This is a genomic window from Leucobacter sp. UCD-THU, assembly GCF_000349545.1.
Classification (GTDB): Bacteria; Actinomycetota; Actinomycetes; order Actinomycetales; family Microbacteriaceae; genus Leucobacter; species Leucobacter muris.
Genome location: NZ_KB714600.1, coordinates 22,907 through 48,066 on the forward strand (window position 1 = coordinate 22,907; position 25,160 = coordinate 48,066).

At 72.0% G+C, this 25,160-nt stretch carries 29 protein-coding genes; 11 read left to right on the forward strand and 18 right to left on the reverse strand.

The features are described 5' to 3' along the window. Nucleotides 1–86: 86 nt before the first annotated feature. From H490_RS19570 to H490_RS19580, 3 genes are all read right to left on the reverse strand, one after another. Nucleotides 87–1,268, reverse strand: coding sequence for an AI-2E family transporter (locus H490_RS19570; RefSeq protein ID WP_017883109.1), 1,182 nt, complete (start codon nt 1,266–1,268; stop codon nt 87–89). A 111-nt stretch (nt 1,269–1,379) separates the two neighbouring features. Beyond that, nucleotides 1,380–2,810: a threonine synthase gene (gene thrC / locus H490_RS19575; RefSeq protein ID WP_017883110.1), complete on the reverse strand. Its 1,431-nt coding sequence runs from the start codon at nt 2,808–2,810 to the stop codon at nt 1,380–1,382. A gap of 103 nt (nt 2,811–2,913) precedes the next feature. Continuing rightward, nucleotides 2,914–4,446 carry a GuaB1 family IMP dehydrogenase-related protein gene (locus H490_RS19580; RefSeq protein ID WP_017883111.1) on the reverse strand — a complete coding sequence of 511 codons (1,533 nt, stop codon included), beginning with the start codon at nt 4,444–4,446 and terminating at the stop codon, nt 2,914–2,916. A gap of 202 nt (nt 4,447–4,648) precedes the next feature. Between H490_RS19580 and H490_RS31305 the strand changes: the two genes are divergently transcribed. After that, nucleotides 4,649–5,590: a DUF4190 domain-containing protein gene (locus H490_RS31305; protein WP_017883112.1), complete on the forward strand. Its 942-nt coding sequence runs from the start codon at nt 4,649–4,651 to the stop codon at nt 5,588–5,590. A 146-nt stretch (nt 5,591–5,736) separates the two neighbouring features. Continuing rightward, nucleotides 5,737–6,180 (forward strand): large conductance mechanosensitive channel protein MscL, encoded by a 444-nt coding sequence (gene mscL, locus H490_RS19590; protein ID WP_017883113.1) that lies wholly within the window; start codon nt 5,737–5,739, stop codon nt 6,178–6,180. A 74-nt stretch (nt 6,181–6,254) separates the two neighbouring features. Here mscL and H490_RS19595 read toward each other — a convergent pair whose 3' ends face one another. Further along, nucleotides 6,255–7,700 carry a dipeptidase gene (locus tag H490_RS19595; protein WP_017883114.1) on the reverse strand — a complete coding sequence of 482 codons (1,446 nt, stop codon included), beginning with the start codon at nt 7,698–7,700 and terminating at the stop codon, nt 6,255–6,257. Between the two features lie 160 nt (nt 7,701–7,860). Further along, complete coding sequence (locus H490_RS19600) at nt 7,861–8,646, reverse strand: SOS response-associated peptidase family protein (RefSeq protein WP_017883115.1); 786 nt, start codon at nt 8,644–8,646, stop codon at nt 7,861–7,863. Between the two features lie 46 nt (nt 8,647–8,692). Between H490_RS19600 and H490_RS19605 the strand changes: the two genes are divergently transcribed. Continuing rightward, nucleotides 8,693–9,142, forward strand: a complete 450-nt coding sequence (locus H490_RS19605; protein WP_017883116.1) for a YdeI/OmpD-associated family protein — start codon at nt 8,693–8,695, stop codon at nt 9,140–9,142. Nucleotides 9,143–9,264: 122 nt separating this feature from the next. On the opposite strand, the gene H490_RS19610 is transcribed toward H490_RS19605, so the two are convergent. The 3 genes from H490_RS19610 to H490_RS19620 all read right to left on the reverse strand — a co-directional run bounded on the left by H490_RS19610 (nt 9,265) and on the right by H490_RS19620 (nt 11,278). Further along, entirely contained in the window at nt 9,265–10,353 is a 1,089-nt protein-coding gene (locus H490_RS19610; protein ID WP_017883117.1) for a YihY/virulence factor BrkB family protein, read from the reverse strand. Nucleotides 10,354–10,510: 157 nt separating this feature from the next. Beyond that, nucleotides 10,511–10,717 (reverse strand): hypothetical protein, encoded by a 207-nt coding sequence (locus H490_RS19615; protein WP_017883118.1) that lies wholly within the window; start codon nt 10,715–10,717, stop codon nt 10,511–10,513. A 27-nt stretch (nt 10,718–10,744) separates the two neighbouring features. After that, nucleotides 10,745–11,278 carry a lipocalin family protein gene (locus H490_RS19620; RefSeq protein ID WP_017883119.1) on the reverse strand — a complete coding sequence of 178 codons (534 nt, stop codon included), beginning with the start codon at nt 11,276–11,278 and terminating at the stop codon, nt 10,745–10,747. A 300-nt stretch (nt 11,279–11,578) separates the two neighbouring features. Between H490_RS19620 and H490_RS19625 the strand changes: the two genes are divergently transcribed. Next, the gene (locus H490_RS19625; RefSeq protein WP_017883120.1) at nt 11,579–13,876 is read left to right on the forward strand and encodes an excinuclease ABC subunit UvrA; all 2,298 of its coding nucleotides are present in this window, start codon (nt 11,579–11,581) and stop codon (nt 13,874–13,876) included. 24 nt (nt 13,877–13,900) lie between these two features. On the opposite strand, the gene H490_RS19630 is transcribed toward H490_RS19625, so the two are convergent. Together H490_RS19630 and H490_RS19635 are read right to left on the reverse strand one after the other, a co-directional pair. Beyond that, the gene (locus tag H490_RS19630; protein ID WP_017883121.1) at nt 13,901–14,338 is read right to left on the reverse strand and encodes a VOC family protein; all 438 of its coding nucleotides are present in this window, start codon (nt 14,336–14,338) and stop codon (nt 13,901–13,903) included. A 106-nt stretch (nt 14,339–14,444) separates the two neighbouring features. Continuing rightward, nucleotides 14,445–14,906 carry a MarR family winged helix-turn-helix transcriptional regulator gene (locus H490_RS19635; RefSeq protein WP_017883122.1) on the reverse strand — a complete coding sequence of 154 codons (462 nt, stop codon included), beginning with the start codon at nt 14,904–14,906 and terminating at the stop codon, nt 14,445–14,447. A gap of 51 nt (nt 14,907–14,957) precedes the next feature. Here H490_RS19635 and H490_RS19640 point away from each other — a divergent pair, with 51 nt between their 5' ends. Continuing rightward, on the forward strand, nt 14,958–15,260 hold the full coding sequence (locus tag H490_RS19640) for a hypothetical protein (RefSeq protein ID WP_017883123.1): 303 nt from the start codon (nt 14,958–14,960) through the stop codon (nt 15,258–15,260). Between the two features lie 57 nt (nt 15,261–15,317). Here H490_RS19640 and H490_RS19645 read toward each other — a convergent pair whose 3' ends face one another. Beyond that, nucleotides 15,318–16,250, reverse strand: a complete 933-nt coding sequence (locus H490_RS19645) for an NADP-dependent oxidoreductase (RefSeq protein ID WP_238560306.1) — start codon at nt 16,248–16,250, stop codon at nt 15,318–15,320. A 190-nt stretch (nt 16,251–16,440) separates the two neighbouring features. Between H490_RS19645 and H490_RS32265 the strand changes: the two genes are divergently transcribed. Beyond that, complete coding sequence (locus tag H490_RS32265; protein ID WP_017883125.1) at nt 16,441–16,590, forward strand: hypothetical protein; 150 nt, start codon at nt 16,441–16,443, stop codon at nt 16,588–16,590. 167 nt (nt 16,591–16,757) lie between these two features. On the opposite strand, the gene H490_RS19650 is transcribed toward H490_RS32265, so the two are convergent. The 3 genes from H490_RS19650 to H490_RS19660 all read right to left on the reverse strand — a co-directional run bounded on the left by H490_RS19650 (nt 16,758) and on the right by H490_RS19660 (nt 18,428). Then, the gene (locus H490_RS19650) at nt 16,758–17,294 is read right to left on the reverse strand and encodes a DUF6328 family protein (RefSeq protein ID WP_031289697.1); all 537 of its coding nucleotides are present in this window, start codon (nt 17,292–17,294) and stop codon (nt 16,758–16,760) included. A gap of 3 nt (nt 17,295–17,297) precedes the next feature. Beyond that, nucleotides 17,298–17,519, reverse strand: coding sequence for a hypothetical protein (locus tag H490_RS19655; RefSeq protein ID WP_017883127.1), 222 nt, complete (start codon nt 17,517–17,519; stop codon nt 17,298–17,300). Nucleotides 17,520–17,663: 144 nt separating this feature from the next. Further along, nucleotides 17,664–18,428, reverse strand: a complete 765-nt coding sequence (locus tag H490_RS19660; protein ID WP_017883128.1) for a glycerophosphodiester phosphodiesterase family protein — start codon at nt 18,426–18,428, stop codon at nt 17,664–17,666. 540 nt (nt 18,429–18,968) lie between these two features. On the opposite strand from H490_RS19660, the gene H490_RS31015 reads away from it, so the two are divergent. After that, complete coding sequence (locus H490_RS31015) at nt 18,969–19,610, forward strand: hypothetical protein (protein ID WP_051066139.1); 642 nt, start codon at nt 18,969–18,971, stop codon at nt 19,608–19,610. A 10-nt stretch (nt 19,611–19,620) separates the two neighbouring features. Here H490_RS31015 and H490_RS19670 read toward each other — a convergent pair whose 3' ends face one another. Further along, a complete protein-coding gene (locus H490_RS19670) occupies nt 19,621–19,887 on the reverse strand; it encodes a Rho termination factor N-terminal domain-containing protein (RefSeq protein WP_031289703.1) in 267 nt (88 codons plus the stop codon). A 150-nt stretch (nt 19,888–20,037) separates the two neighbouring features. Here H490_RS19670 and H490_RS32270 point away from each other — a divergent pair, with 150 nt between their 5' ends. Next, complete coding sequence (locus H490_RS32270) at nt 20,038–20,190, forward strand: hypothetical protein (RefSeq protein ID WP_164884531.1); 153 nt, start codon at nt 20,038–20,040, stop codon at nt 20,188–20,190. Between the two features lies 1 nt (nt 20,191). Beyond that, a complete protein-coding gene (locus H490_RS19675) occupies nt 20,192–20,863 on the forward strand; it encodes a DUF6766 family protein (protein WP_017883131.1) in 672 nt (223 codons plus the stop codon). 7 nt (nt 20,864–20,870) lie between these two features. On the opposite strand, the gene H490_RS19680 is transcribed toward H490_RS19675, so the two are convergent. Then, nucleotides 20,871–22,415 (reverse strand): FAD-dependent oxidoreductase, encoded by a 1,545-nt coding sequence (locus H490_RS19680; RefSeq protein ID WP_031289706.1) that lies wholly within the window; start codon nt 22,413–22,415, stop codon nt 20,871–20,873. A 102-nt stretch (nt 22,416–22,517) separates the two neighbouring features. After that, entirely contained in the window at nt 22,518–22,700 is a 183-nt protein-coding gene (locus tag H490_RS19685; protein WP_017883133.1) for a hypothetical protein, read from the reverse strand. 250 nt (nt 22,701–22,950) lie between these two features. Here H490_RS19685 and H490_RS19690 point away from each other — a divergent pair, with 250 nt between their 5' ends. Together H490_RS19690 and H490_RS19695 are read left to right on the forward strand one after the other, a co-directional pair. Next, the gene (locus tag H490_RS19690) at nt 22,951–23,247 is read left to right on the forward strand and encodes a hypothetical protein (protein ID WP_017883134.1); all 297 of its coding nucleotides are present in this window, start codon (nt 22,951–22,953) and stop codon (nt 23,245–23,247) included. A gap of 4 nt (nt 23,248–23,251) precedes the next feature. Continuing rightward, a complete protein-coding gene (locus tag H490_RS19695) occupies nt 23,252–24,148 on the forward strand; it encodes a sigma-70 family RNA polymerase sigma factor (protein WP_017883135.1) in 897 nt (298 codons plus the stop codon). On the opposite strand, the gene H490_RS19700 is transcribed toward H490_RS19695, so the two are convergent. Beyond that, nucleotides 24,110–25,084: a glycosyltransferase family 9 protein gene (locus H490_RS19700; protein WP_017883136.1), complete on the reverse strand. Its 975-nt coding sequence runs from the start codon at nt 25,082–25,084 to the stop codon at nt 24,110–24,112. The genes H490_RS19695 and H490_RS19700 overlap by 39 nt on opposite strands. Between the last annotated feature and the right edge of the window lie 76 nt (nt 25,085–25,160).

Here is a 25,160-nt window from a genome sequence, read left to right on the forward strand (position 1 = left end):
TACAGATATTAGCACCCCGCTGTACCTCGGCTTCCCCTCTGCAGTACGCGGCAGACCGCGGGAACGCCCGGCGATCGCCTCTCCGCTCACACCTCGCCGGGTTTAGGCCTGAACGCCTTCGCGGGCAGGTCGGGCCCGTCCCACACCTGGATGATGCCCCAGGCCACCGCAGCGATCGGCACCGCGAGCACCGCACCCAGGATGCCGCTCAGCACCGTGCCGATGGTCAGGGCCAGCAGGATGACGAGCGGGTGAAGCTTGAGCGCACGCCCCATGAGCACCGGTTGCAGGAAGTTGCCCTCCAACTGGTTGACGAGCACCACGACACCGACGACCAGCACCGCACTGAGCGGGCCGTTCGCGACGAGCGCTACGAGCGCGGCGAGGATCCCCGCCAGCGTGGCACCGACGAGGGGGATGAAGGAGAGCACGAAGACGAGCACCGCGAGCGGCAGCGCGAGCGGCACCTGCAGCACGACGAGCCCGATTCCGATGCCGATCGCGTCGACCGCGGCGACGCCAGCCGTGCCGCGCACGTAGTGGCCCAGCGTCTGCACCGTCTTATCGCCAGCCCGCTCGGCGCGCGCCAGCGCTTCGCCCTCGAAGGGGCGCAGCAGGAAGCGCCAGATCCGCGGACCGTCCTTCAGGAAGAAGAACAGCACGACGATCATGAGGACGAGGCCCGTCACGAAGTTCGTGACCACGCCGACGCCCGCGAGCGCTCCCGAGCCGAACTGGGCACTCGTAAGGAAGTCGGCGATCTGATCCCACCACTCGTGCAGCTGCGCGTCGTCGGGCATGAACGGCAGTGTGCGCAGCCAATCGAGCACCTGCGCGAAACCGTCCTGGGCTTGGGCCGAAAGTTCGTCCCACTGATCGCGCACCGCCCACACGATGAGCCAGCCGATCCCGGTGAGCAGGAGCACGATCGTCAGCAGCACGAGCACCGTCGCGAGCGCCGAGGGTACGCGATGGGCCCGCAACCAGGTCATTACTGGAGAGAAGGTGCTCGCGAAGATCAGCGCGAGCAGGATCGGGATCACGACCGTCGATAGGGTGCGCATGCCGATCACGACACCCGCGGTGAGCACGAGCACGATGATGATCTGCAGCGACCGCGTCGCGAGCAGCCCGAAGCTGTCGCCCCAAGCCCCGCCCGCGCGCGCCAGCTGCTTCGCCCGCGCGACCGGGCTCTCGGGTGCTCCGGCGCTGCGCTCGAGCCTCGCGACCCGATGCTCCAGCTCTCGCCGCGATCGTCCACCGAACATGTCAGCCTCCCGCCGTCTGGTCCGTGCCCTCCACCTTACGGGGTGCCTCCGACATCACGGGATCGCACCGCGGCCCACGCGGGAGGCCGGTGCGGGATCCGCCGCCCGCGCTCAGCGCTCGACAGCGTGCTCGGCGATGAAGGCGCGCAGCTCGTCCTCGTCGCCGCTCATCTCGGTGACGCGCTGCGGCAGCGAGAGCAGGTCGGCGAGGTGCTCGGGCATGCCGATGCGCTGCCCCGTCGCCTCGAGCACGATCTCGGGGAACTTCGCCGGTTTCGCGGTCTCGAGCACGAGCATCGGCACGCCCGGCTCGACGAACTCTCGGGCGACCTTCACACCGTCGGCGGTGTGCGGGTCGATCACCGTTCCGCTCGCGTCGAAGACCGACTTGATCGTCGCCACGCGATCCGCGTGCGTGCTCGTGCCGCTCTGGAAACCGAACTCCGCCTCGAAGCGGGCCAGCTCGGCGGTGAGGTCGATGCGCCCCGTCTCGGCGAGCTCCTGCCAGGCCGCCGCGAGACGCTCGGGGTCGCGGCCGACCACCTCGAACACGAAGCGCTCGAGGTTCGACGCCTTCGAGATGTCCATCGAGGGGCTCGAGGTGGCGTGGGTGTCGGCGGCGCCGCGCGGCGCGTAGACACCGGTGCGGAAGAACTCGTCGAGCACGTTGTTCTCGTTGGCGGCGAGCACGAGCCGGCGGATCGGCACGCCCATCGCCTTCGCGAGGTATCCCGAGAAGATGTTGCCGAAGTTGCCCGACGGCACCGTGACCGAGACCTCGAACGAGGCGCGATCCTCGGCGGCCGCGCCGTCGCTCGCGCGCAGCCACGCCCAGAAGTAGTAGACGACCTGTGCGCTGATGCGGCCCAAGTTGATCGAGTTGACGGTGCCGAGCTCGTGGGCTCGCTTGAACTCGAGGTCGCCCGAGAGCGCCTTCACGAGGTTCTGGCAGTCGTCGAACACGCCCTTCACCGCGATGTTGTGGATGTTGTCGTCGGCGAGCGAGTACATCTGCGCGCGCTGGAAATCGCTCATGCGACCCTGGGGAGAGAGCATGAACACCGCGATGCCGTCTTTGCCGCGCAGCGCGTACTCGGCGGCCGATCCGGTATCGCCCGAGGTGGCGCCGATGATGTTGAGCGCGCGATCGGTCTTGGCGAGCACGTACTCGAGCGACTGGCCGAGGAACTGCATCGCCATGTCCTTGAACGCGAGCGTGGGGCCCTCGGAGAGACCGACGAGCGAGATGCCCGCCTCGAGCTGCGTGACGGGCACGATCTCTTCGGCCACGAAGTTCTCGGGGTTGTAGGCCGCGCGGCACATGCGCGCGAGGTCTTCGCGGGGGATGTCGGTGGCGAAGATGCCGAGCACCTCGGTCGCGAGCTCGGGGTAGCTGAGCGAGCGCCACGCCTCGAGCTGCTCGGCGGTGAGCCGCGGCACCGTCTGGGGCACGACCAGGCCGCCGTCGGTGGCGAGCCCCTCCAGCAGGATCGCGCTGTAGGGTGCCGGCTCCATGCCGCCGCGGGTCGAGATGTACTTCACCGGTGCTCCTCGTGTCGTGATCGGTGTCGCGGTCGGCGGTGCGCGCCGACTCCCCCATCCTATTCGGCGGTGCTGCGAGCCCGGTGCGATCGCATCCCGAGCCCTACCAAGAGACCGGCAGCGCCTTGCCCTCCTCGTAGCCCGCGGCCGACTGCAGACCGACCCGGGCGCGCACGTGGAACTCGCGCAGCGAGTCCGCTCCGGCGTAGGTGAACGAGGAGCGCACGCCCGAGGTGATCATGTCGATCAGATCTTCGACGCTCGGACGCAGCGGATCGAGGTAGATCTTCGACGACGAGATGCCCTCGGCGAAGAGCTCCTTGCGCGCCCGCTCGTAGGCGTCGAGCCCGCCGAACCGGCCCTGCACGGCCTTCGTCGACGCCATGCCCCACGACTCCTTGTACTGGCGGCCCTCGGGATCGGTGCGCAGCTCGCCCGGCGACTCGGCGGTGCCCGCGAACCAGGACCCGATCATCACCGATGCCGCGCCGGCCGCGAGCGCGAGCGCGACGTCGCGCGGGTAGCGCACGCCGCCGTCCGCCCAGACGTGCGCGCCGAGCTCACGGGCGGCCTGCGCCGTCTCGAGCACGGCCGAGAACTGCGGGCGGCCCACGGCCGTCATCATGCGGGTGGTGCACATCGCGCCGGGGCCGACGCCTACCTTCAGGATCGTGGCACCGGCCGAGACGAGGTCGTTCACCCCGTCGGCGGTGACGACGTTGCCCGCCACGATCGGCAGCCCGAGTCCGAGATCGGCCACGGTGCGGATGGCGCGGATCATGCCCGCCTGGTGCCCGTGCGCGGTGTCGATCACGAGCACGTCGGCACCGGCGGCGGCGAGGGCGCGGGCCTTCGCGGCGACGTCGCCGTTGATCCCCACGGCCACCGCGACGGCGAGCCGCCCGTCGCGGTCGAGCGCGGGGCGGTAGATGGTGCGCCGCAGCGCGGAACGGCGCGAGAGGGTGCCGATGAGCGACGCGCCGCTCACCACGCACACCGCCTCGGCGGGGTGCGGCTCGACCCCGTGCAGGTCGACGCCGTGCGGGTCCTCGCCCGACGCCGCAGCCCCTCCCTCGATCGCCGACGAGACCGCGTCGAATGCCGCACGTGGATCCTCCAGGTCGTCGGCCTCGAGCAGCGGTGCGGGGGCGATCACCAGGTCGCCCAGCTGCGCATCGGACGGCACCGACGCGAGCCTGGCGGCAGAGAGGACGCCGCGGATCCCCGATGCCCGCACCGCAGAGTGCTCGTCGGGGCGATCCGCCACGACCACCGCCTGGCCCTCGGCGCGCGGGATCAGCCGCAGCGCGGCGGCGGCCGTCGCCTGCGGGGGCAGCACGATCGGGGTGTCGGTGGCGACCGGCTGGCGCTTCACCCAGCGGATCGCGCGCTCGGTGTCGTCGGGCGCGAGATCCTGCGGAAGCACGGCCAGACCGCCGCGACGGGCGAGCACCGCCGCGAGCCGCGGGCCCGCGACCGAGTTCATGTTCGCCGCGACGAGCGGCAGCGTCGCCGGGGTGCCGTCGGTCGGGGTGAGGTCGACGCCCAGCCGGCTGCCGACGTCCGAGTGCCGCGGCACCAGAAAGACGTCGGAGTAGGTGAGGTCGACCGTGGGCATCGCGCCGATAAACTCCATGCCCCCAACGCTACCCCCTCGACCCCCAGCCGGGCCCGTGCGATGCCGCACCTCGGGAACACCTGTCGCACGCTCCGCATAGGATGGTCTGCGTGGGGGTCGGCCTCGGCTCGCGCGCGATTGACACAGCGGATCCGCGATCCAGCCGCCGCCGGCGGCCGCACCCGGGTCTCCGCGAAAGATTGAAGGAGCTGTAGCGGCCATGTCTGAAACGAACGATCCCGGAAAGCCGACCCCGCCCGAGACCCCGGCACCGCCGGTACCCCCCGTGCCCCCGGCTCCCCCTGCACCGCCGGTTCCGCCGGCGCAGCCCGAGCAGCCGAGCTTCTCCGACGCCGATGCGCAGCCGACGACGGTGACGCCGCAGGCCGACGGCGGTCAGCAGCCCACCACGGCCCTGCCCCAGTTCGAAGGCGGGCAGAGCGCCGACCAGCAGCCCACCACGGCGCTGCCGCAGAGCCAGCCGCAGCGGTTCGACGCCGCGCCGCCGGCTCCGCCGCTGCCGCCTCAGCAGCCCGCACCCGGCGCCGGCTACCCGACCGCGCCGCAGGCGCCCATGAACACGCTCGCGATCGTCGCGTTCATCGCCTCGTTCTTCGTGAGCCTCGCCGGCATCATCTGCGGCCACATCGCGCTCGGTCAGATCAAGAAGACCGGTGAGCGCGGTCGCGGCTTCGCACTCGCGGGCACCATCATCGGCTATGTGAGCCTCGCGATCACCGTCATCGCCGTGATCTTCTCGATCATCATCGCCGCCACGGCCGTGTCGGTCGCGAACGAGTCGCTCTCTCAGCTCGAGCAGACCACCCAGGAGCTCGAGGATTCGACCGACTTCGACGCGCTCACCGAGGAACCCGGCGTCGAGGAGTCGCCCGGCGCCACCGCGGGCGACCGCTCCCCCGAGTTCTGCGCCGCGATCGACGCGGTCGCCACGGCGAGCGAGGGCGCGACCGGCGCAGAGGTGCCGCCGGAGCTGCTCGACGCCTACCGCCAGCTCTCCGAGATCGACAGCCCCAACCGTGCGGTCTACGAGCGCTTCTACCTCTTCGCCACCGACCCCACGAGCGCCGCGGGCGAGGACATGAGCGCGCTCATGGAGGAGTACTTCGACGCCGCGATGGATGACGCGATGGCCTGCATGTAACCCTGTCATTCAGCCGGGTCACCAACTTCGGAGCCCGGCGCACCCGGATCCCGCGCGACCGTCGTCGCGCGGGATCCGGCCGTTCCGGGCCGCCGTGCACTAACGTTTTTCTCGAAGCATCGGCATCATCGAGTGGGGAAGGGCTTATGTTCAAGGGTTTCAAGGAGTTCCTGCTGCGGGGCAACGTGATCGACCTCGCGGTCGCCGTGGTCATCGGCGCGGCGTTCAACACCGTCGTGGAGCGGGTCGTCGACTCGCTCATCAATCCGATCATCGGAGTCGTGTTCAAGGCCGACTCGCTCGACAACGCCATGCAGGTCGGCTTGCCGGGCGGAGGCACGATCGCGTTCGGCGCGCTGATCGGTGCGCTCATCAACTTCGTGATCGTCGCGGCGGTGGTCTACTTCGTGTTCGTGCTGCCCATGAACAAGCTGCGTCGGCCCGAGCCCGAGCAGCCTCCGGTGGCGCCCACCGAGACCGAGCTGCTCACCGAGATCCGCGACCTGCTGCGGGCGCAGGGCGGTCCGCGCACCGACGAGGTGCCCGTAGCCGGCGAGGAGCCGCCGGGCGGCCCCCAGCACAAGCACTGAGCGCTTCGCAGCGAGACGGCCGTGGCCCCCGATCGTGATGATCGGGGGCCACGCTCGTCTTGACGCGGGGCGGGTCAGCCCGCGCGCGCGTCGAGCCGAGCGAGGAACAGCGCCTCGGTGAGCAGCGACCTGCGGAACGACTCGATGTGCAGCGACTCGTTGGGGCTGTGGGCTCGCCCGTCGGGATCCTCGACCCCGGTGACGAGGATCTGCGCGGCCGGGAACTCCTCGACGAGCTCGGCGATGAACGGGATCGACCCGCCCACCCCGATGTCGACGGGCTCGCGCTGCCAGGCGTCGGCCATCGCGCCGCGCACCTCGGACACCGCCCAGCCGCTCGTGTCGACGAGGAACGCCTGGCCGAGGTCGCCGCCCTCGAACTCGACGCGGGCGCCGTACGGCGCGCGATCCGCGAGGTGCTTCGTGATGGCCGCGTAGGCGGCCGCGGGATCCTGCCCCGGGGCGATGCGGGCGCTCACCCGCACGCGCACGCTCGGGATCAGGGTGTTGGAGGCGTTCGCCACGTCGGGTGCGTCGATGCCGGTGATCGTGATCGCGGGCTGCGCCCAGACGCGGCTGAGGATCTCGCCGCGTCCGATGGGGCTCACCCCGTCGAGCAGGCCCGACTCCTCGCGCAGGCGCGCCTCGTCGTACTCGGGGGTGTCGATGTCGGCTCTGATGAGGCCGTCGACCGCGACGGAGCCGTCGGCGTTCCAGAGGGTGTCGAGCAGGCGCACGGTCGCGAGCATCGCGTCGGGCACGGCCCCGCCGTGCATGCCGGAGTGGAGGGCGTGGTCGAGGGTGCGCACGCTCATGTTGAAGGCGACCGCGCCGCGCAGGGCGACGGTGAGCGCGGGCGTCTCGGTGTCCCAGTTGCTCGAGTCGGCGACGATGATCGCGTCGGCGGCGAGCAGCTCGCGGTTCTCGCGCAGGAAGTTGCCGAACGACTGCGAGGCCCACTCCTCCTCGCCCTCGGTGAAGATCGCGATGCCGAGATCGAGGTCGCGCCCCTCGGCCTCGGCCGCGGCGGCGAGCGCGCGGATCGCGCCGATGTGGGCCATCACGCCGGCCTTGTCGTCGGCGGCGCCGCGCCCGAAGAGGCGGCCGTCGCGCTCGGTCGGTTCGAAGGGCGGCGTGAGCCAGTCGTCGTCGCGGCCGGGCGGCTGCACGTCGTGGTGGGCGTAGAGCAGCACGGTCGGGCGGCCGTTGCGGGCTTCGCGCCAGGCGACGACGGCGGGCTGGCCGAGCTCGGGATCGGCGCCCTCGACGCCCTCGCCGTCCGCGACGGGCGCGCGGCGGATGTCGACCACGTCGAACACTCCGGTGTCGCGCAGCAGTTCGGCGATGGCCTCCGCGCTCTGCGCCACGTGGGCCGGGTCGAAGGCCGGCCACGAGACCGATGGGACGCGCACGAGGCGCCGCAGATCCTCCATCGTGCGCGCGAACTGCGCCTCGACCGTGGTGCGCAGCGCCGCCTCGAGCGCCGCCTGCTCGGGTCGCTGCCCCGCCTGATCCGTCATGTGTGCTTCCTCCAGCGTCTCGCGTGTGAGCGGAGCCGAGCGGGCTCCGTCTCCGCGCTCAGCCTATCGGCGCGGGCGAGGAGAACTCCGGACGCGGAGCGCCGGACGACCGCTGCGGCGCCGGGGCGGCGGTTCGGCGCCCCGCGTTCGGAGGGACGCCTCAGAAGAGGGTCGGGGCGGCGGATCGCGGGTACTCTCCCGCGGCATCGGAGGCCTCGACGGAGGCGGCGGCATCGGCGGCATTGACAGCACCGACGGCACCGACGGCACCGACGGCACCGACGGGAGCCTGCCCGACGGGCGGCTCGGGATCCGCCCAGCCCCGCTCCCCGATCGCCCGCACCGCGAGCGACAGCTCCTCGGACCCCGCCACGGCCGCCCCGAGGAGGGCGGCGTCACCGGGGCGCCAGGGATCGAGCCACTCGTCGTGCATGCCGCGCGGCAGCAGCAGCGGCATGCGCGGGTGGGTGTCGGCCGCCGCCCCGACCGCGTCGCGGGTGACGAGCGAGTAGCTCATGAACGCGTGCCCATCGCCGCGGTGAACGGGGGTGACGATCGCGGCGATCCCGAACAGCTCGTCGCCGGGCAGCGCGAACGGCGTGCCGCGCTCGATGTACCAGTGCGCGGGCACGATCGCCCGTCGCTGGAACGGCGACCGCCACTTGCGCAGCAGGGTGTCGTCCCGGGAGTTGAACGCGCTGTAGGGCGCCGGCTCCCCGCCGCTGTGGAGCCACCACCAGCCGAGCTCGACGGTGCGCTCGCCGTACCCGCGGTGGATGATCGGGTTGAGGTTGCGGGCTCGGCGCCCGGTGATGCGGGCCCGGCCCCGCTGCTCGCGCGCCCACGCCTCGAGCAGCAGGCGGCTGTCGGGCTCGTGCATGGGCGGCAGGTCGAAGGTGAGCCCGAGCCCGTGGGGGCCGCCTCCGAATCCGTAGCTCGAGCACATGCCCTCAACTGTAGGCGTCGCGGCGCCGCACGCGTAGCATGAGCGCATGGCACTGCAGATCGACACCACGCTCGAGCCCCGGGGGCCGGCCACCGCGATCGAGCTCGACGACGAGCAGGTGGCGGCGCTCGGCGGCGGCAGACGGGCGGCCGTGCGCGTCACCATCGGAGGCCGCTCCGCCAGGCTGCGACTCGCGTCGATGGGCGGCAAGAACCTCATCGGCCTGTCGAAGGCCGCCCGCGCCGAGCTCGGCGTGGAGATCGGCGACACCGTCACCGCCCTCGTCGAGCTCGACACCGTCGAGCGCGCCGTCGAGCTGCCCGACGATCTCGCGGTGGCGCTCGACGCGCAGCCGGGACTGCGCGCCGCCTTCGACGCACTCGCCCCGTCGCGTCGCAAGGAGCACGCGCGCTCCGTCGTCGAGGCGAAGCGCGCCGAGACCCGCGACCGCCGCATCGCCGCGATCCTGGATCGGCTGCGCGACGCGCGGGGCTGATCGCCCGCCCGATCCGGGTGCCGGCTGCGGCTCAGCGCAGCTGGGGGCGCAGCAGAGAGCAGCGGAGGGCGCAGCGGGGCAAGACCGCCGCGGACCCCCGATGGTGCGCGCCCCGATTCGGGTCAGCGCAGCGGGGGCGAATCGGCGGCGGATCCCGCCCCGGGGTCGGGATCGCGGCCGGCCTCCTCGCGCTCGGCCGCGCGGGCCGCGCGCAGTTCGCGGGTCGCGGCCTGCAGCGCGTCCTCCGCCCGCTGCCGTCGGCGCTGCGCGAGCGTGCTCGCGCCGTACTTGACGCGCACCCGGTCACGGGCCTCGTCGGCGCCCGTGATGATGTAGCTGCTGGCGATGAGGATCACCTGCGCCGACAGGTTGAACCACAGCAGCAGGGCGATGAGGGCCGCGAACGAGGCGAGCAGCGGGTTCGAGGTGGCCCCGCGCACGAAGAGGCCCGAGAGCTCCTGCAGCACGGTCAGCCCGACACCGCCGATCATACCGCCGACCCAGAGCGCCCGAGCGGGGGCCCGCACCCCGGAGAGCAGCCGGAAGACCACCACGATCGCGACGGTGTCGATCACGAACACCACGATCACGCCGACGACGCGGGTGAGCGCACCCGAGACGGCGTCGCCGTCGGAGAGGCCGAACCACGAGGCGACCGCGTCGATGCCGACGGAGGCGACCATGCTCATCACCGCGGCGGCCACCAGCAGGCCGCCGAACACGATGCCGACCAGCAGGTTGCGCAGCAGCACCCACAGGAAGAAGCCGTCGTCGTGCAGCTGATCCGCGAGCACCCGCAGCGCGGTGCGCAGACTCGCGATGGCGCTGATCGCCGCGCCCACGAGGCCGAGCAGCGAGATCACACCCACCACCGTGAAGCCTGCCGGCGCGTCGATGCTCTCCGGGTCGACGACGTCGGTCAGGCCCGGCAGGAAGTTCTCGAGCGCCCCGGTGAGGGCGTTCATGGCGTCGGGGTTGCCCCCGAGCCACAGCGCCGCGAGCGAGAAGCCCAGCAGCACCGCCGCGAAGACGCTGAACAGGGCGCGGTAGGTGATGCTGTCGGCCAGCATCGTGCCGCGGTGCTCGCTGTAGAGCAGATAGGATCTCACGATCCTGAGCCGCAGCGCCCCAGCGATCGCCCGCTGCGCGAGGCCTGCGATACCGCCCTTGCGCGCATCCTCCGTGCCGTGTTGCCGCCCCTGCTTCGCCATGGGTTCAGCCTATCCAGAGCCGACGGGCGCGCCAGGGCCTTCCCCCAGCGCGCGGCGATGCGCTATAAGCGAGGGGCGGAGCGAGGCCGTCCTCGCTCCGCGCACCGCTCTCCGCGTTCCTCTCGCGCGCCCGGCTCACGGCGCCGCCCCTGCGACGCTACTGCTCGGCGCCCGTCTCTTCCGGCTCGTCGTCGAGCGGCACCGCTCGCTGCTGCTCCACCCAGTCGACCTCGCTCACCGGCTCGGCGGCGGTCGAGAGCGGTTCGGGATCCGGCTCCTCATCGCTCGGGTCGACCGGCGCGAGCTGATCGAGCAGGTCGGCCTCGGGCACATCGGCGGGGGTCTCGAAGGGATCGGGGGTCATGATGGTTCCTCCTGGGTTTCTCTTCGGTCAGCGATCGGTCTGCCGGGCGAGCTGCTCATCGGTGACGCGGGCGCCCGACTGCTCGGGGCGTATCCAGCGACCGAGGTCGAAGCCCTGCCGTCGAGCCTCTGCGAGCAGCTCCCGCTCCGTCGACTCGTCGACGCGGGGCTCGCGCGCGAGCAGCCAGAGGTGCTTGCGATCGGGCGTGCCGACGAGCGCGTGGCGATAGTCGGGGTCGACGCGCAGCACCCAGTAGTCGGCGCGAGTGAAGGGGATCCACCGCAGCCCCTCGGGCAGGAAGCTGACCCGCAGCCGGCCGGCGTGGTCCTCGTCGGGCTCGGCCTGCCCGAGGGCCTGCGTCGGCGCACCCTCGGCGTCGATGCAGCGGTTGTCGACGCGCACCGTGCCGTCGTCGCGCAGCGAGTACTCGGCGGTCACGTCGCGCGCGCCGTCGTCCTCGAAGCGCAGCGGCAGCCGCCCCAACTCGTACCAGAGGCCCAGATACCGCTGCAGGTCGAGATCCTCGACCGACCGCACGTCGCCGTGTTCCTGCTCGCCCATCGCTGCTCCCTCCATCGCAGATATCTCCACCAGTCTGCAGAAGATCGCACCGCGGGGCCAGGCCTTGACACCCGCGCGCCGGCCCCCGTCCACCGCCCCACCGCCCCGCCCGGCGCACCGCCCGGCGCACCGACCCTCCGCCCGCCGCCACGCCCCCAGCGCACCGCCCAGCGCACCGACCCTCCGCCCGCCGCCACGCCCCCAGCGCACCGATCGACGTTCGAGCACCCCGATCCGTCGGATCGGGGTGCTCGAACGTCGATCGGTGTGCGAAGCAGCGCAGCCGCCTAGGATCGAGCCATGAACGGCACGGGGGGTCCAGGCGAGTGCATCGGCGCGGTCGGCGCTGCGACCAACAACCTTCGCGACGTGAGCCTCGAGGTGCCCAAGAAGGCGCTGACCGTGTTCACGGGCGTCTCGGGCTCGGGCAAGTCGTCGCTCGTGCTCGACACGATCGCGGCCGAGGCGCAGCGCCTCGTGAACGACTCCTACCCGAGCTTCGTGCGCAACCGGCTGCCGCAGCTCGCCGCGCCCGAGGTGCAGTCGATGAGCGGCCTCACCTTCACGGCGCTCATCGACCAGCGCCGGTTCACGGGCAACGCGCGGTCGACCGTGTCGACCGCCTCGGACACCGCACCCCTGCTGCGCCTCGTCTTCTCGCGGATCGGCGAGCCGAACGCGGGTTACTCCCCCGCCTACTCGTTCAACGACCCGAGCGGCATGTGCCCGGTCTGCGAGGGCCTCGGCACGGTGGTCGACATCGACATCGACGAGCTCATCGACCCCGAGAAGAGCATCGACGAGGGGCCGGTGCGTTTCAGCCAGTTCAGGCCCGGCGTCTACCGGTGGAAGCGCTTCGCCTACTGCGGCCTGTTCGACCGCGAGAAACCGCTGAAGGACTACACCGACGACGAGATGGATCTCTTCCTCTACGCCGACCAGCTGAAGCTGCCGAACCCGGATCCGCGATTCCCGAAGACCGCGCGCTTCGACGGCGTCGTCACCCGCATGCGCGACGTGTACGTGAAGAACCGCCCATCGAAGATCTCGAAGCCGGTGCGGGAGGAGCTCGATCGGCTCACCGCCCAGCGGGTGTGCCCCGAGTGCGGCGGCGCCCGCGTCAACGCGGCGGCGCGCGCGAGCCTCATCGACGGGCGTTCGATCGTCGACTGGACCGCGATGTCGGTCGCCGAGCTGCGCCGCCTGCTCGACGGCTTCTCCGACGCCCGCGTGGAACCCGCGCTGGCCGGCATCCGCCGCACGCTCGACGCGCTAGTCTCGGTCGGCCTCGGCTATCTGTCGCTCGACCGCGAATCGTCGACCCTCTCGGGCGGCGAGGCGCAGCGCGTGAAGATCGTGCGCCACCTGGGCAGCGCCCTCACCGACGTCACCTACGTGTTCGACGAGCCGTCGACGGGGCTGCACCCGGCCGATGTGCAGCGCCTCAATCAGCTGCTCATCCGCCTGCGCGACGCGGGCAACACGGTGCTGGTGGTGGAGCACCACCCGCAGGTGATCCGCGTCGCCGACCACGTGGTCGACATGGGCCCCGGCGCGGGATCCCGCGGCGGCGAGGTGCAGTTCGAGGGCACCCCCGCCGAGCTGCGGCAGAGCGACACTCTCACCGGCCGGTTGCTCGCGCGTCCGCTGCGCCTCGCCCACGCGCCGCGCCGCCCCTCCGGCGAGGTGCTCGTCGAGCGGGCGAGCGCCCACAACCTCGCCGGCTTCGACGCCGCGGTGCCGCTCGGGGTGCTGACCGCGGTGACGGGCGTCGCGGGGTCGGGCAAGAGCTCGTTCGCCACCGATGAGCTGCCGCGGCAGCACCCCGAGTTCGCGGTGGTGGGTCAGGATCCGCTGCGGGGCGGTGTGCGATCCACCTCGCTCAGCGTGCTGGGCGTCGCCGACGACGCGCGGCGGGTGTTCTCGGACGAGTCGGGGCTCGCGCCCGCGTGGTTCAGCTTCAACTCGAAGGGCGCCTGCCCGGCATGTCGCGGCAAGGGCTACATCACCACCGAGCTCGCGTTCCTCGACGACGTGGCCACCCCCTGCGACGAGTGCGGCGGGGAGCGGTTCAACGAGCGGGCGCTGTCGGTGCGCGTCGAAGGGCGCACGATCGCCGACGTGCTGACGATGACCGCGGAAGAGGTCGCCCGGCTGTTCGGCGACCGCGACGAGATCGCCGCGAAGATGCGCTGGCTCGACCGGGTGGGCCTCGGCTACGTCGCGGTCGGTCAGTCGCTCGACACGCTCTCGGGCGGCGAGAAGCAGCGACTGCTGCTCGCGAAGCACCTCAGCGGCGTGACGGATCTCTCTCGTGAGCGCATCGTGCTCGACGAGCCGACGACGGGCCTGCACCCGGGCGACGTGGATCGCATCAACGCGCTCTTCGCCGAGCTCGTGGAGGGCGGCGCGACGCTCGTGGTGGTGGAGCACAATCTGCGCGTGGTCGCCGAGGCCGATCACGTGATCGACATCGGGCCGGGCGCCGGTGTCGACGGCGGGCGCCTCGTCTTCGCCGGCACCCCCGCGGAGTTGGCCGCGCACCCCGATTCGCTCACGGGGCTGGCGCTGCGGATCGCCTCGGGCGCGGCCGAGTGACGGAGCCTCGCGCGCGCCGGCCGCTCAGCCCTTCCGCAGATCCTGCGCGAGCATCACGAGGATGCCGCTGGGACCGCGCAGGTAGGTGAGCCGGTAGACGCCCTCGTAGTCCGCGACGCCGCGCAGCGGGCGGCAGCCGTGTTTCGCCGCGACGGCGAGGGCCTCGTCGATGTCGTCGACCGAGAAGGCGACCCGGTGCATGCCGATCTCGTTGGGCTGCGCGGGCGGGGTCTCGACCGCCTCGGGGTGGAGGTATTCGAAGAGCTCGAGTCGCCCGAGGCCGTCGGGAGTCTGCAGCAGGGCGATCTTCGCGCGGTTGCCGTCGAGGCCGACCGCGGTGTCCGCCCATTCGCCGCTGATCGTGTCCCGGCCGACGAGCGCGAGGCCGAGATCGGTGAAGAACGCGACCGCGGCCTCGATGTCGCGAACCGCGATGCCGACGTTCTCGAGTGCGATGCCCATGGGGGCATGCTAACAAGCGGAACCGAACCGGTGCCGCGACTGCGGAGCTGCGGGGGCGACGGACCGGGGCCGAGTGTCTCGCGGATCGGTGCGGTGCGAACGCGGATCAGCGCCCCGTGCCCTCGCGTGCGCCGTCGACGGCCTCGATGATGGCGGTGAGTTCGTCGCGCAGGGCGAGCAGGCGCTCGACCGGCAGGCCGAGCCGCTCGACGACCGCGGGCGGCACGGAGAGCGCCTGCTCGCGGAGCGCACGACCTCGCTCGGTGGGCACGATCTCGAAGGTGCGCTCGTCGCCCTCGACGGGCACGCGCTCGATGAGCCCGGAGTGCTCGAGCCGCTTGATGATCGGCGAGAGGGTGGCGGGATCGAGGCGCAGCATCTCGGCGATCGCGCCGAAGCGCAGGGGGGCGTCGCCCCAGAGCGCCAGCATCACGAGGTACTGCGGGTGCGTGAGCCCGAGCGGCTCGAGGATCGGTCGGTAGACGCCGATCACGCTTCGACTGGCGACCGCGAGCGCGAAGCAGACCTGCCGGTCGAGTTCGAGCGCGTCGTCGGGAAGATCCTGCATGCCGCCATCCTACCTCGTTCGTGCACGAATGAACCTGCTAGCATTTCGTTCGTGGGCGAACAAAAACGCAAGAAGCGTCACCTCTGGCACCAGACCCCCTACGACGGGGTGCCGGGCGCGTACGCGGCGATCCAGCGGTTCCTCTACCAGTTCGAGGGGCCGGCGCAGCTCGGCGACCGCAACGAGCCGCCGTATGTGCCGCCGGCCGATCCGAAGTGCCCCATCTGCGGGCGATCGATGAAGCAGCACCGCATCGACCGAGGCGGGCCGGGCAAGCCGACGCACCTGACGTGCCCGCCGCCCGAGCCGCAGGAGCCCCGCGACCGCGTCGCAGACACCGAGGCAGAGGCCTGACGAGCCGGGCACGAGGCACTGGCCCCGGCGCCCGCGTGCGGGCATCGCCGTGCCGCGCTACTCCTCGGTGATGACGATCTTGCCCGTGGTGCGGCCGGTCTCGCCGAGGCGGTGCGCCTCGGCGATCCGCTCGAGGGGGAAGGTCTCGGCGACCGCGGGGCGCAGTCGACCGGTCTCGACCAGCGCGACGATCGAGCCCAGGTCGGCGCGTGACGAGTCGACGAGCATCCGCACCGCTCGCACCCCCAGCCGCTCCGCCTCACGATCGAAGTCGTCGGAGCCCATCGGCAGCGTCGAGACGACCGTGCCGCCGGGGCGGAGGGTCTGCACGGACCGGATCGAGGTGTCGCCGCCGACGGTGTCGAAGACGACATCAGCACCCCGGGCGACCTCGGCGAAATCCTGTGCGCGGTAATCGATGGTCTCGTCGACGCCCAAGCCCCGCAAGAAGTCGTGTTTGGCCGCGCTGGCCGTGCCGAGCACGAACGCCCCTCGCGCCTTGGCGATCTGAACGGCGACGTGCCCCACTCCTCCGGCGGCGGCGTGGATCAGCACGCGGTGCCCGGGCTGCAGATCCGCATAGTCGATGAGCGCCTGCCACGCGGTCAGCGCGACCAGCGGCAGCGCCGCCGCTTCGACGTGACTGAGCGGGGCGGGCTTCTTCACGAACACCCGTGCGGGTGCTGCGACATACTCGGCGTGGGAGCCGTGGTCGAACGGGTAGGACAGCATGCCGAACACCTCATCGCCCGGCCGGAAGCGCGCGACCCCGATGCCGACGGCTTCGACCACGCCCGACAGGTCCCACCCGAGCACGAACGGCGGGTCGCCGATGAAACCCTCGGCCGATCGGTGCTTCCAGTCGGTGGGGTTGAGGCTCGCAGCGCGAACGCGCACGAGGATCTCGTTCGGTCGCGGCTCAGGGCGGGGCACATCGACGACCTCGAGGACCTCGGGGCCCCCGAAGGAGCTCTGGACGGCGGCTCGCATCGTGGCATTCGCGCTCATGGCCACCACGATGCCAGATCCGCTGCTTTCTCGAAACCGTCGACGCCCGGCGACGCCGACGCGGCGCGGCGACGGCCGTCGTAGTCGACCGACACGCCCCGGCGCGCGCATGAATGTCGGTGGCGGGCCGTAGGCTCTGCGCTCAGAACCCGTCTTCGAGAAATGAGGATCCATGCGCATCCGCGAGGGAACGGTGCTCGACAGCAGCACGGCGGTCACGGCACACGAACTGGTGCTCGAGGCGATCCGAGAGCTCGAGCAGCAGCGCGAGCGGGGGGAGATCGAGAACGCCGCCTACTTCATGAAGAGCGCTCGCTCGTGAAGATGCTCTGAACAGGCTGGATCGCCGGGCTCCCGCGAACAGCGGAGCGCCCTCCCTCCGGCCTCGTCTCCTCGGCGTCGCAGAGGCACGGCTTCTCAACGCTCGACAGCCCGATCGCGATCGCCCCGCAGCGCGTGAGCGCCCGAGCGCTTCGAGCCGTGATCGCCTCACCGGGCTCCGGCGCTGCCCCGCTCGCCCGCGATTTCGTCAGCGGGTTCAGCCTCCTCCTCGACCCCGCCCATGGGAACGAAGATCCACAGCACGATGCTCAGCAGCAGCGCCGCGGCCAGAGCGGTGAGCCCCGCCCCCCGGCTCACCGCGAAGTCGAAGATCAGCCCGGTCACGCCGGCGATGAGCAGTGCGACGACCACGAGGTTCGCCATCAACAGACCGTTGCCCACGCGCACGATGCGCCCCTTCTGGCGCTTGCCGAAGAACCGGCGGTGCACCACGACGAGCGACAGCCCGAGCAGCGTCGACGCGCCGGCGAGCGAGACCAGCGTCAGGTAGAGCACCAGCTGGATGTCGTCGAGCTCCGTGAAGCGGGGCTGGAAGGCGACGGCGAGCAGGAAGCCGCCGAGGATCTGCGTGCACGTCTGCGTGACGCGCACCTCCTGCAGGATCTCGTTCCAGTTGCGATCGGCGCGCTCATTGGCGCTCTCGCCCCTGCCGTCGTCGAGCACACCCCGGGAATGGGCCGCCATCGACTACCGCCCGGGATCCTCGAGATCCTCGTGGCCCCGACGCGCGGCAGACGACGACACGTCCTCGCCGAGCTCGTCGAGCGCGGCCCGGGGATCCTCCTCGGTGGTCTGCACGGCCTGCTCCTCGTCGGGGTCGACGGCGGGCTCGGAGTCGTCGCGATGCTCGGTGACGACGAGCTCGTCGTCTTGGTCCTTCTCCTCGTTCTGCTCCCAGATCTGCGCCATGGCGTCCTCCTTCGTCGCGAGCCTCACGTCGGTCGCGGCCCGCCCGCCCGTCAGACCGGATGCGCGCCGCGATGCTCTCAGCCTAGAAGCGGCGGGGCGGGGCGTCAGCGGGGTTGACGCGGGGGCCGCGATGCGAGTAGCGACTCAGCCGAGCGTCTCGATCGCGAGATCGGCGCGATCGGTGACGATGCCGTCGACGCCGCGTTCGATGAGCGCCATCATGCGAGCGGGCTCGTTGACCGTCCAGACGTGCACCTCCACGCCCGCGCGGTGGGCGGCGTCGATGAGCCTCGGCCCGAGCACGCGGATCGGCCCCTGCCGCTCGGGGATCTGCAGCGCATCGAGCCCGTCGAGCGCGCGCGCCTCCGCGCGGCGCGATCGCGACGCGACGGCGGCGAGCAGCGTCGCGATGCCGCGCTGGCCGGGCGAGGTCGCCGGGCGGGCCCCGGCGGCCGCGGCCGAACGAAGGGTGCGCAGCCGGTGCGCGTCCGAGAAGCTCGTGATGAGCACCCGGTGCGCGTGAGGTGCGACGATGCGGCCCGCGGGGTCGGCCGCCTCGCGGGCTTTGACGTCGACGTTGAAGCGCGCGCGGGGGAACTCGTCGAGGGCCTGCTCGAGTGTGAGCAGCCCGCCGCGTTCGGACATGAGGGCGGAGAGTTCGCGCAGCGTGATCTGCGAGACCTGCCGGGGATCCCCGGTCACGCGCCGCAGCTCGGCATCGTGGAACAGCACGACCTCGCCATCGGCCGTGAGGCGGCAATCCGATTCCAGGTAGACGGCGCCCGCGTCGACCGCCGCGTCGAAGGCCGCACGGGTGTTCTCCGCCACACCCGCGGCGGCGGCGCGCGGCGCCACGAGCCCGCGGTGGGCGAGCACGCGCGGCGGGAGCACCCGCCGCTGCCCGGGCACCGCAGCCGAGAGGTAGGGGTGCTGCTCGCTACGTGGCGGCACGCGCGCTCCCGCTCGACGCGGCGGATGGGCTCTCGGACACGGTGACAGTATGCCACCGCGGCGGCTCGGAACGGCCAAAGTAGCCCACCCCACCCGGTTTGTCGACCCCCTGAACCGGCGCCCTGCTCAGGTGTTAGCTTCGCACCAGAGGCGCGGCGCCGAACTGCGCCGTGCCCGGGTCTTCGAGAGGAGCCGATGATGGACGCGAACGACCGACCGCAGGACCAGCCCCCGTTTGGCGGCAGGGACCGAACCTCACCCGCTCACGGAGCCTCGCCAGAGGCGGAAGCGCCGGCGGCGGAAGCGCCGGCAGGGCCGGCTTCGGATACGCCGCGCGCACCCGACCCCGAGCCGCAGCCCGATCCCGGGCCCGATCCCGCGCCGCAACCCGACCCGCTGCCGCAACCCGATCCGGCACCGGACCCCGCGCCCGCGCCGACACCCGGTCCCGGGCCGGCCCCCGGTCCGGGACCGGGTCCTGAGCCACCGCTCGACCCCGTGCCCGAACCGGCTCCCCAGCCGCCGCTCGACCCCGTACCCGAACCGGCTTCCCAGCCGCCGCTCGACCCCGTGCCCGAACCGACTCCCCAGCCGCCGCTCGAGCCGGATCCCGAGCCGCCGCTCGACCCCGACAGCAAGGAACGCCTGCTCGAGGAGTCCCCCGACGCCCCGCACTCGGCGTCGCGCTTCGACGCGGGCAACGGGCAAGGCACCGTGTCGGGCCCCTCGTGGGGTCAGTCGACGCAGGATCGGCCGATCCTCGACGGCTCGACCCAGGATCCGTCGGCGGAGGCCTCCGTACCGAACCCTCACCGCGGCCAGAGCGACCCGGCGACGATCGGGCGCCAGCCGGCGCTCAACAGCACGAAGACCGACCGCTGGCTGATCTCCTCGACCGTGGCGGCAGCCCTCGTGACGGCCGTGCTGCTGATCCTCGCCCAGTTCGATCCGGTGTGGAGCGGTGTCGGCATCGTGGTCGCCCTCGTCGGTCTGCTCGCGATGCTCGTGGTGCGGATCAGCAAGCTCGGCCGCCGTCCGCGACTGCGGGTGATGGCGGTGCTGCTCGCCGTGACCTGGCTCGTGCCGCTCGCGGTGATCATCTCGATCATGATCGGCCGATCCGGCCAGATCTGGGGGTGAGCGCGCCGCCTCAGTGGTTGCGGAGCTTCTCGATGAGCTGGGGCTTGCGCAGCTTCGAATAGCCCGTGATGCCGAGCTCCTTCGCGCGGCGCTTCAGCTCGTCGACGGTGCGATCCTCGTAATCCTCCGCCTCGCCCCCTCGACGGCCCACCTTCGAGCGGCCCTCCTTCGCGGCGGCGTTCGAGATGCGCGCCGCCTTCTCCTCGGAGTTGCCCTCCTTGCGCAGGCGATCGTAGAGCTCGGGATCCTTCAGCTGCGGGGTCTTCGACTTCGGCACGACGCTCACATCCTTTCCGACATCGAGCCGCGTCCGTGCGCGCTCGACAACCATCCGTTCGTCTCGAAGCTAAGCCGCCGGGGCGGTGCTCGACAGGCCCTCGACAGCCGTGCCGCGAGCGGGTACGCTGTCGCGCCGCCGCCTGCAGCGGTGGCACACCCGAAGGGCGCTCCGCAAGGCCCTACCGCCGTGGATCGGGCCGGCCTTACGATCACCACTATGAAGGCGATGTTCTGGTTATGGATGGGACTGGTGCTGGTCGGGCTGCTCGCGATGTTCGCGATCGTGATGGTGGGCCGCTGACATGAGGATCAAGGATCACGCCCTCTCGCTCTGCTTCGCAGCGGCGTTCGTCATCACGCTGGCCGCCCAGTCGCTGGCCGGGCTCTCGGTCTACAACGAGGAGCAGCTCTCGCACGGCGGGCAGCCGAGCGGCTGGCTTGAGTTCGTCACGTCGTCCGACTTCGTGGTGGATGTCGCCGAGAACTGGCAGTCGGAGTTCCTGCAGTTCCTGCTGTTCATCATGGCGACGGTGTGGCTCGTGCAGCGCGGCTCACCCGAGTCGAAGAAGGTCGGCGACGAGGGTCTCGGCACCGACGAGGATCAGCTCGTCGGCGAGCACGCGAGGCCCGACTCGCCGAAGTGGGCGCGCGCCCGCGGGTGGCGGCGCCGCATCTACAGCAACTCGCTCGCGCTCACCATGGGCGCCATCTTCATCGCCTCCTGGCTGCTGCAGGGACTCGCGGGCTCGGTCGTGTACAGCTCGGAGCAGCAGCAGCACGGTCTTCCGCCGGTCTCGTTCGGCGAGTACCTGCTGACCGCAGACTTCTGGAACCGCACGCTGCAGAACTGGCAGTCGGAGTTGCTCGCGGTGGGCTGCATGGTGGCGTTCTCGATCTTCCTGCGCCAGCGCGGGTCGTCGGAGTCGAAACCTGTCGGCGCTCCGCACGGCCTCTCGGCCGTCGAATCGGAGTAGGGGCCGCTCACATCGGGCTCGCGGAAGCGGGCCCCGCATCGTCGAGGCGATCGAGATCCCGCACCGCAGGCCCCTCGAGCAGGCGCCCGTCGGCCGCGAAGCGCGAACCGTGCAGGGGGCAGTCCCACGACTGCTCGGCGGCGTTCCAGTTCAGCACGCCGCCGAGGTGCGTGCACACCCCGGATACCCGGCAGACCTCGCCGTCGACCTTCGCCATGCCCACGGGCGAGGCGCCGTCGCGCGCGACCACTCCCTCGCCCTCGACCGGCACGCCGACCTCGTCGCTCGATCGCAGCTGGGCGGAGGCCCACCCCGAGACGAGGTGCCCGGCGACCGCCGCGTTGGCTCCGATCGCGTCGCGCATCTCGGGCAGTCGCGCGGCGTGCCGTCGCAGCTCCAGCGCCCACTCGAGGTGGCCGCCGAGCACGTCGGCGGCGATCGTCAGCGCGGCCGCGACGGCGTTCGTCATGCCCCACTTGTTGTACCCCGTGGCCGCGTAGATGCGCCCGCCACCCCGGGGCAGCGGGCCGGCGAAGGGGATGCGGGAGTGCGCGCGGTAGTCCTGCGCCGCCCACCAGCACTCGCGATCCCGCACCCCGAAATTCTGCTGCGCCCACGCGTCGATCGCGCGCAGTTCGTCGTCGGTGCGCTCGGCGCGGCCGGTCACGTGCGCTCCTCCGCCCACGAGCAGCAGCTGCTCGCCGTCGCGGCCCGCCGCGGTGCGCAGCGAACGATCGGGGGCGCCGGCCGAGACGTACATGCCGGACGGCAGGGGCGACGATGTCGGACCCGGGCGGTAAGCGCCCACGAACGACCGCGATGGTTCCAGCTTCGCGAAGAACAGGCCGCGGTCGAGCACCGGCACCCCGCTCGCGAGCACGCAGACCCCGGTGTCGATGTCGCCGAGCACGCTGCGCACCCGCACACCCGCGTCGCGCCGGTCGACGTCGACCACCCGGCAGCGCTCCACGAGCCGGCCGCCGCGCTCGCGCAACTCGGCGGCCAGCGCCGCGAGCACGATCATCGGCTGCAGCTGGGCCTGCTCGGCGAGCGCGAGCGCGCCCGCGGTCTCGAAGGGCAGCCCGGTCTCCGTCGTGTCGAAGGCCGCCACGCCGGCCGAGCGGGCGGCGTCGAGCTCGCGCTCGAGCGACTCGAGCTGCGCGGGCTCGGCGGCGTACGTGTACGCGGTGCGCCGCTCGGCTTCGAGGCCCCAGCTCTCGAGCTGCCGCAGCAGCCAGGCCTGCCCCTCCCGGTTCGCCTCGGCGTACGCCTGCAGCGCCCCGTCGCCCGCGTGCGAGCGCAGCTCGGAGAGCACGGTGCCCTGCAGCAGGCTGAGCTTGCCGGTCGTGTTGCCCGTGGTGACCGCGCCGGCTCTGCGGGCCTCGAGCACGGTCACGCGCTGCCCCGCGCGAGCCAGCAGCACGGCGGTCGTCAGGCCGGTGAGCCCGGCCCCGACGACCACGGCGTCGCAGGGATCGGGCGAGAACGTCTCCGACTCGATGCTCGGGCCCGTCAACCGCCACAGTGAGGTCGTCTGCCATCGGTGCGTCATATCGGCGACTGTATGCGAGCCGTCACCGCACGGCGACCCCGTTGACAAGCGGGCTGCGAGCTGCGCGAGCAGCGGAACGGCGCGATCCCGCCCCTGCCCGATTCACGCCCGCGCGCATTCGGTCGGGGCCGCCTCCGCTTCGACGCGGCGGGCGGGCGGCGACGGCGCGCCGTGCACCGGCGGCTCGGGGGCACCGGCCACCGCCCCTCGTCGCGGATCCGCTGCGATCTCGGCCAGCTCGGCGAGCGGCAGTACGGAGAGCAGTTGCAGGGTGTCAGTTCGCACGGTCCAAACCTCCTCGGGCAGGGGCGGGATCGCGCCGTTCCGCTGCTCGCGCAGCTCGAGGGCGGCCCAGTCATCATCGTGGCCTTCCGCCGCACGGCTACCCAGGCCTTGACAGATGTCACGGCAACATATATTTACGCGCTAGCCGATCCCGGGGAGAAGTGCAAGCCCTCGAACGCTCGAGAGCTGCGTGGTTACGGTCGGTGAGCCGGGTGATCCGAATCCGGAGACGCACGAGAGGAGCGCAGTCATGAGCATCAACGACCCCCAGACCTCGAAGCCGGGAGAGCCGCGCAAGCACGAGTCGGAGGAGCGGGAGCTGCGTTCGAGCACGGTGCCCACCGAGCACGGCTCGGACGCGCCGGAGTCCGAGGAGGACGTGCTGAGCGATCCCGCGCGCGATGACCGCCTCGGCTCGGACTGGGCCGACGAGGGCGGTGCGGTGCCCGCGGGCCCCGCCACGGATGCGCCGGCGCCGGACGGCGCCGAGGACGAGGATCCGAAGCGCACGACGGGCGCGCCCGGCGAGCGCGACTCCGAGGAGTGACATCATGCGTGCCGCTCTTGTCGACTCCACCGCCTCGGCGGGGTCGGGCGCGCTCACCGCGGAGCGCCGGACGCGTGCTACCGTCGCCGAGGTCGATCGGACCGCACGGGTGCGGGCGCAGGAGGCCCACGATGCGCGCGCCGCAGCGGCCCTCGACTCGGCGCGTGAGTTCTCGGCCGAAGGCCGGAGGGAACTCGAACAGCGAGTGGTGCTCGAGTACCTCGGACTCGCGAATGCGATAGCCCAGCGCTTTCAGAGCTCGGGCGTCGAGCTGAACGAGCTGCGGCAGGTGGCCTACGTGGGGCTCACCAAAGCGGTGCGACGGTTCGACGCCCAGTGCGGCAGCGGTGTCGCCGCCTTCGCGGTGCCGACGATCTCGGGCGAGATCAAGCGCTACCTGCGCGATGCGACCTGGGCCGTGCGCCCGCCACGCGCCCTGCAGGAGCTGGCGCTCGAACTGCGCGGGCTCGTCCCCGCGCTCGCCCAGCGTCTGGGCCGCGAACCGACGGTCGAGGAGCTCGCCGCCGAGGTGGGGCGGTCGCCGTCGCGCGTCTCCGAGGCTCTCGAGTGCGGGCGGGGACGGCAGGCGCTGTCCCTCGACGCGCCGGTCGGTTCGACGGGCGGCGGCGGAGATGCCGAGACCGTCTCGCTCGGAGACGCCATGCCGGCGCCCGAGGGCGAGATGGAGGAGCGCGCCGATCTGACGCTCACCCTCACCTCGGCCCTTCGCACGATCCCGCTCGCGGAGCGCCGCGCCGTGCACCTGCGCTACTTCCGGGACATGACTCAGACCGAGATCGCCGCGGAGATCGGGGTGAGCCAGATGCAGGTCTCCCGCCTGCTGCGGCGCGGCCTCGACGCGCTACGCCGAGAGCTCTTCGCACGCGGCGCGCACGAGTGAGCGCGCCGCGGCGACGACCTCGTCGGCGGTGACCGCGAGCAGAGCGGGATCGGGATCGTCGGCGAACGCCGCCCCGCGGCGCAGTCGAGCATCGGTCAGCACGACGTGGGGACCGTCGGCCGGCGGTCCCCACACCTCCGGCGGCGCCGGCCCGAAGAGCACCACGGACGGTGTGCCGTAAGCGGAGGCGAGGTGGGCCGCGCCCGTATCGACTGTCACGAGCACCGCCGCAGCGGCGACGACCGCGGCGAAGGCGGTGAGGTCGGCCGCGCCCGCGAGCACGTCGTTCTCGGGCAGCCCCGCCGCGCGCGCGACTTCGAGCGCCCGGGCCCGATCCTGCTCCCCTCCCGTCAGCACCACCCGCAGCCCGCTCTCCGCGAGTCGGCGCGCCACCTGCGCGAACCGCTCGGACGGCCACTCGCGCGACCGGTAGAACGCCCCCACGTGCACCACGGCGGCCCCCGCTGCCCCAGGAGCCTCGTACGGCGCGGCGATCGCGACGTCGGAGACATCGGCCTCGATCCCGTGGGCGGAGACGAGCCGCACCCAGCGTTCGCGTTCGTGCATGCCGTCGACCCACTGCAGCCCATCGGGGCGCCCGGGGGTGCTGTGCACGATCGACAGGCGCGCTCCCAGCTCGTCGATGCGGCGGCGGCTCTCCTCCCCGCAGCCGTGCAGATTCACCGCCACATCGACCTGACCGGGGGTGAAGGGCAGCGGCTCGTCGAGCCCCGGTGTGGGCAGCAGCTCGTCCACGGCGTCGATGAGCCGCACGACTGGCGCGAGCCACCCCGGCGCGGCGAGCACGATGCGGTGGTCGGGAAATCCGCGTCGAAGCCCCTTCAGGGCGGGCACCGCCACGAGCAGGTCGCCGAGCTTCAGCGCCCGCAGCACGAGCAGGACGGGCGGGACGGGCGGGTCGGTGCGGGCTGTCATGCCCCACCCATTACCACAGCCGGCGAGGTCTAAACAAGGCCGTAAACCGGTGTTTACTGCTTCTGCTTCGGGGAAC

What these genes read in the sequence shown, in the direction of transcription:
- H490_RS19615 (WP_017883118.1), bottom strand. Translation starts at nt 10,717, where the DNA reads ATGACCCCCGATCCCTTCGAGACCCCCGCCGATGTGCCCGAGGCCGAC.
- H490_RS19570 (WP_017883109.1), bottom strand. Translation starts at nt 1,268, where the DNA reads ATGTTCGGTGGACGATCGCGGCGAGAGCTGGAGCATCGGGTCGCGAGG.
- H490_RS19690 (WP_017883134.1), top strand. Translation starts at nt 22,951, where the DNA reads ATGAGCATCAACGACCCCCAGACCTCGAAGCCGGGAGAGCCGCGCAAG.
- H490_RS19595 (WP_017883114.1), bottom strand. Translation starts at nt 7,700, where the DNA reads ATGACGGATCAGGCGGGGCAGCGACCCGAGCAGGCGGCGCTCGAGGCG.
- H490_RS19630 (WP_017883121.1), bottom strand. Translation starts at nt 14,338, where the DNA reads ATGGGCATCGCACTCGAGAACGTCGGCATCGCGGTTCGCGACATCGAG.
- H490_RS32265 (WP_017883125.1), top strand. Translation starts at nt 16,441, where the DNA reads ATGCGCATCCGCGAGGGAACGGTGCTCGACAGCAGCACGGCGGTCACG.
- mscL (WP_017883113.1), top strand. Translation starts at nt 5,737, where the DNA reads ATGTTCAAGGGTTTCAAGGAGTTCCTGCTGCGGGGCAACGTGATCGAC.
- H490_RS19700 (WP_017883136.1), bottom strand. Translation starts at nt 25,084, where the DNA reads ATGACAGCCCGCACCGACCCGCCCGTCCCGCCCGTCCTGCTCGTGCTG.
- H490_RS19675 (WP_017883131.1), top strand. Translation starts at nt 20,192, where the DNA reads ATGAGGATCAAGGATCACGCCCTCTCGCTCTGCTTCGCAGCGGCGTTC.
- H490_RS19605 (WP_017883116.1), top strand. Translation starts at nt 8,693, where the DNA reads ATGGCACTGCAGATCGACACCACGCTCGAGCCCCGGGGGCCGGCCACC.
- H490_RS19580 (WP_017883111.1), bottom strand. Translation starts at nt 4,446, where the DNA reads ATGGAGTTTATCGGCGCGATGCCCACGGTCGACCTCACCTACTCCGAC.
- H490_RS19625 (WP_017883120.1), top strand. Translation starts at nt 11,579, where the DNA reads ATGAACGGCACGGGGGGTCCAGGCGAGTGCATCGGCGCGGTCGGCGCT.
- H490_RS19695 (WP_017883135.1), top strand. Translation starts at nt 23,252, where the DNA reads ATGCGTGCCGCTCTTGTCGACTCCACCGCCTCGGCGGGGTCGGGCGCG.
- H490_RS19600 (WP_017883115.1), bottom strand. Translation starts at nt 8,646, where the DNA reads ATGTGCTCGAGCTACGGATTCGGAGGCGGCCCCCACGGGCTCGGGCTC.
- H490_RS19655 (WP_017883127.1), bottom strand. Translation starts at nt 17,519, where the DNA reads ATGGCGCAGATCTGGGAGCAGAACGAGGAGAAGGACCAAGACGACGAG.
- H490_RS19635 (WP_017883122.1), bottom strand. Translation starts at nt 14,906, where the DNA reads ATGCAGGATCTTCCCGACGACGCGCTCGAACTCGACCGGCAGGTCTGC.
- H490_RS19620 (WP_017883119.1), bottom strand. Translation starts at nt 11,278, where the DNA reads ATGGGCGAGCAGGAACACGGCGACGTGCGGTCGGTCGAGGATCTCGAC.
- H490_RS19650 (WP_031289697.1), bottom strand. Translation starts at nt 17,294, where the DNA reads ATGGCGGCCCATTCCCGGGGTGTGCTCGACGACGGCAGGGGCGAGAGC.
- H490_RS19610 (WP_017883117.1), bottom strand. Translation starts at nt 10,353, where the DNA reads ATGGCGAAGCAGGGGCGGCAACACGGCACGGAGGATGCGCGCAAGGGC.
- H490_RS31305 (WP_017883112.1), top strand. Translation starts at nt 4,649, where the DNA reads ATGTCTGAAACGAACGATCCCGGAAAGCCGACCCCGCCCGAGACCCCG.
- H490_RS19645 (WP_238560306.1), bottom strand. Translation starts at nt 16,250, where the DNA reads ATGCGAGCCGCCGTCCAGAGCTCCTTCGGGGGCCCCGAGGTCCTCGAG.
- H490_RS19680 (WP_031289706.1), bottom strand. Translation starts at nt 22,415, where the DNA reads ATGACGCACCGATGGCAGACGACCTCACTGTGGCGGTTGACGGGCCCG.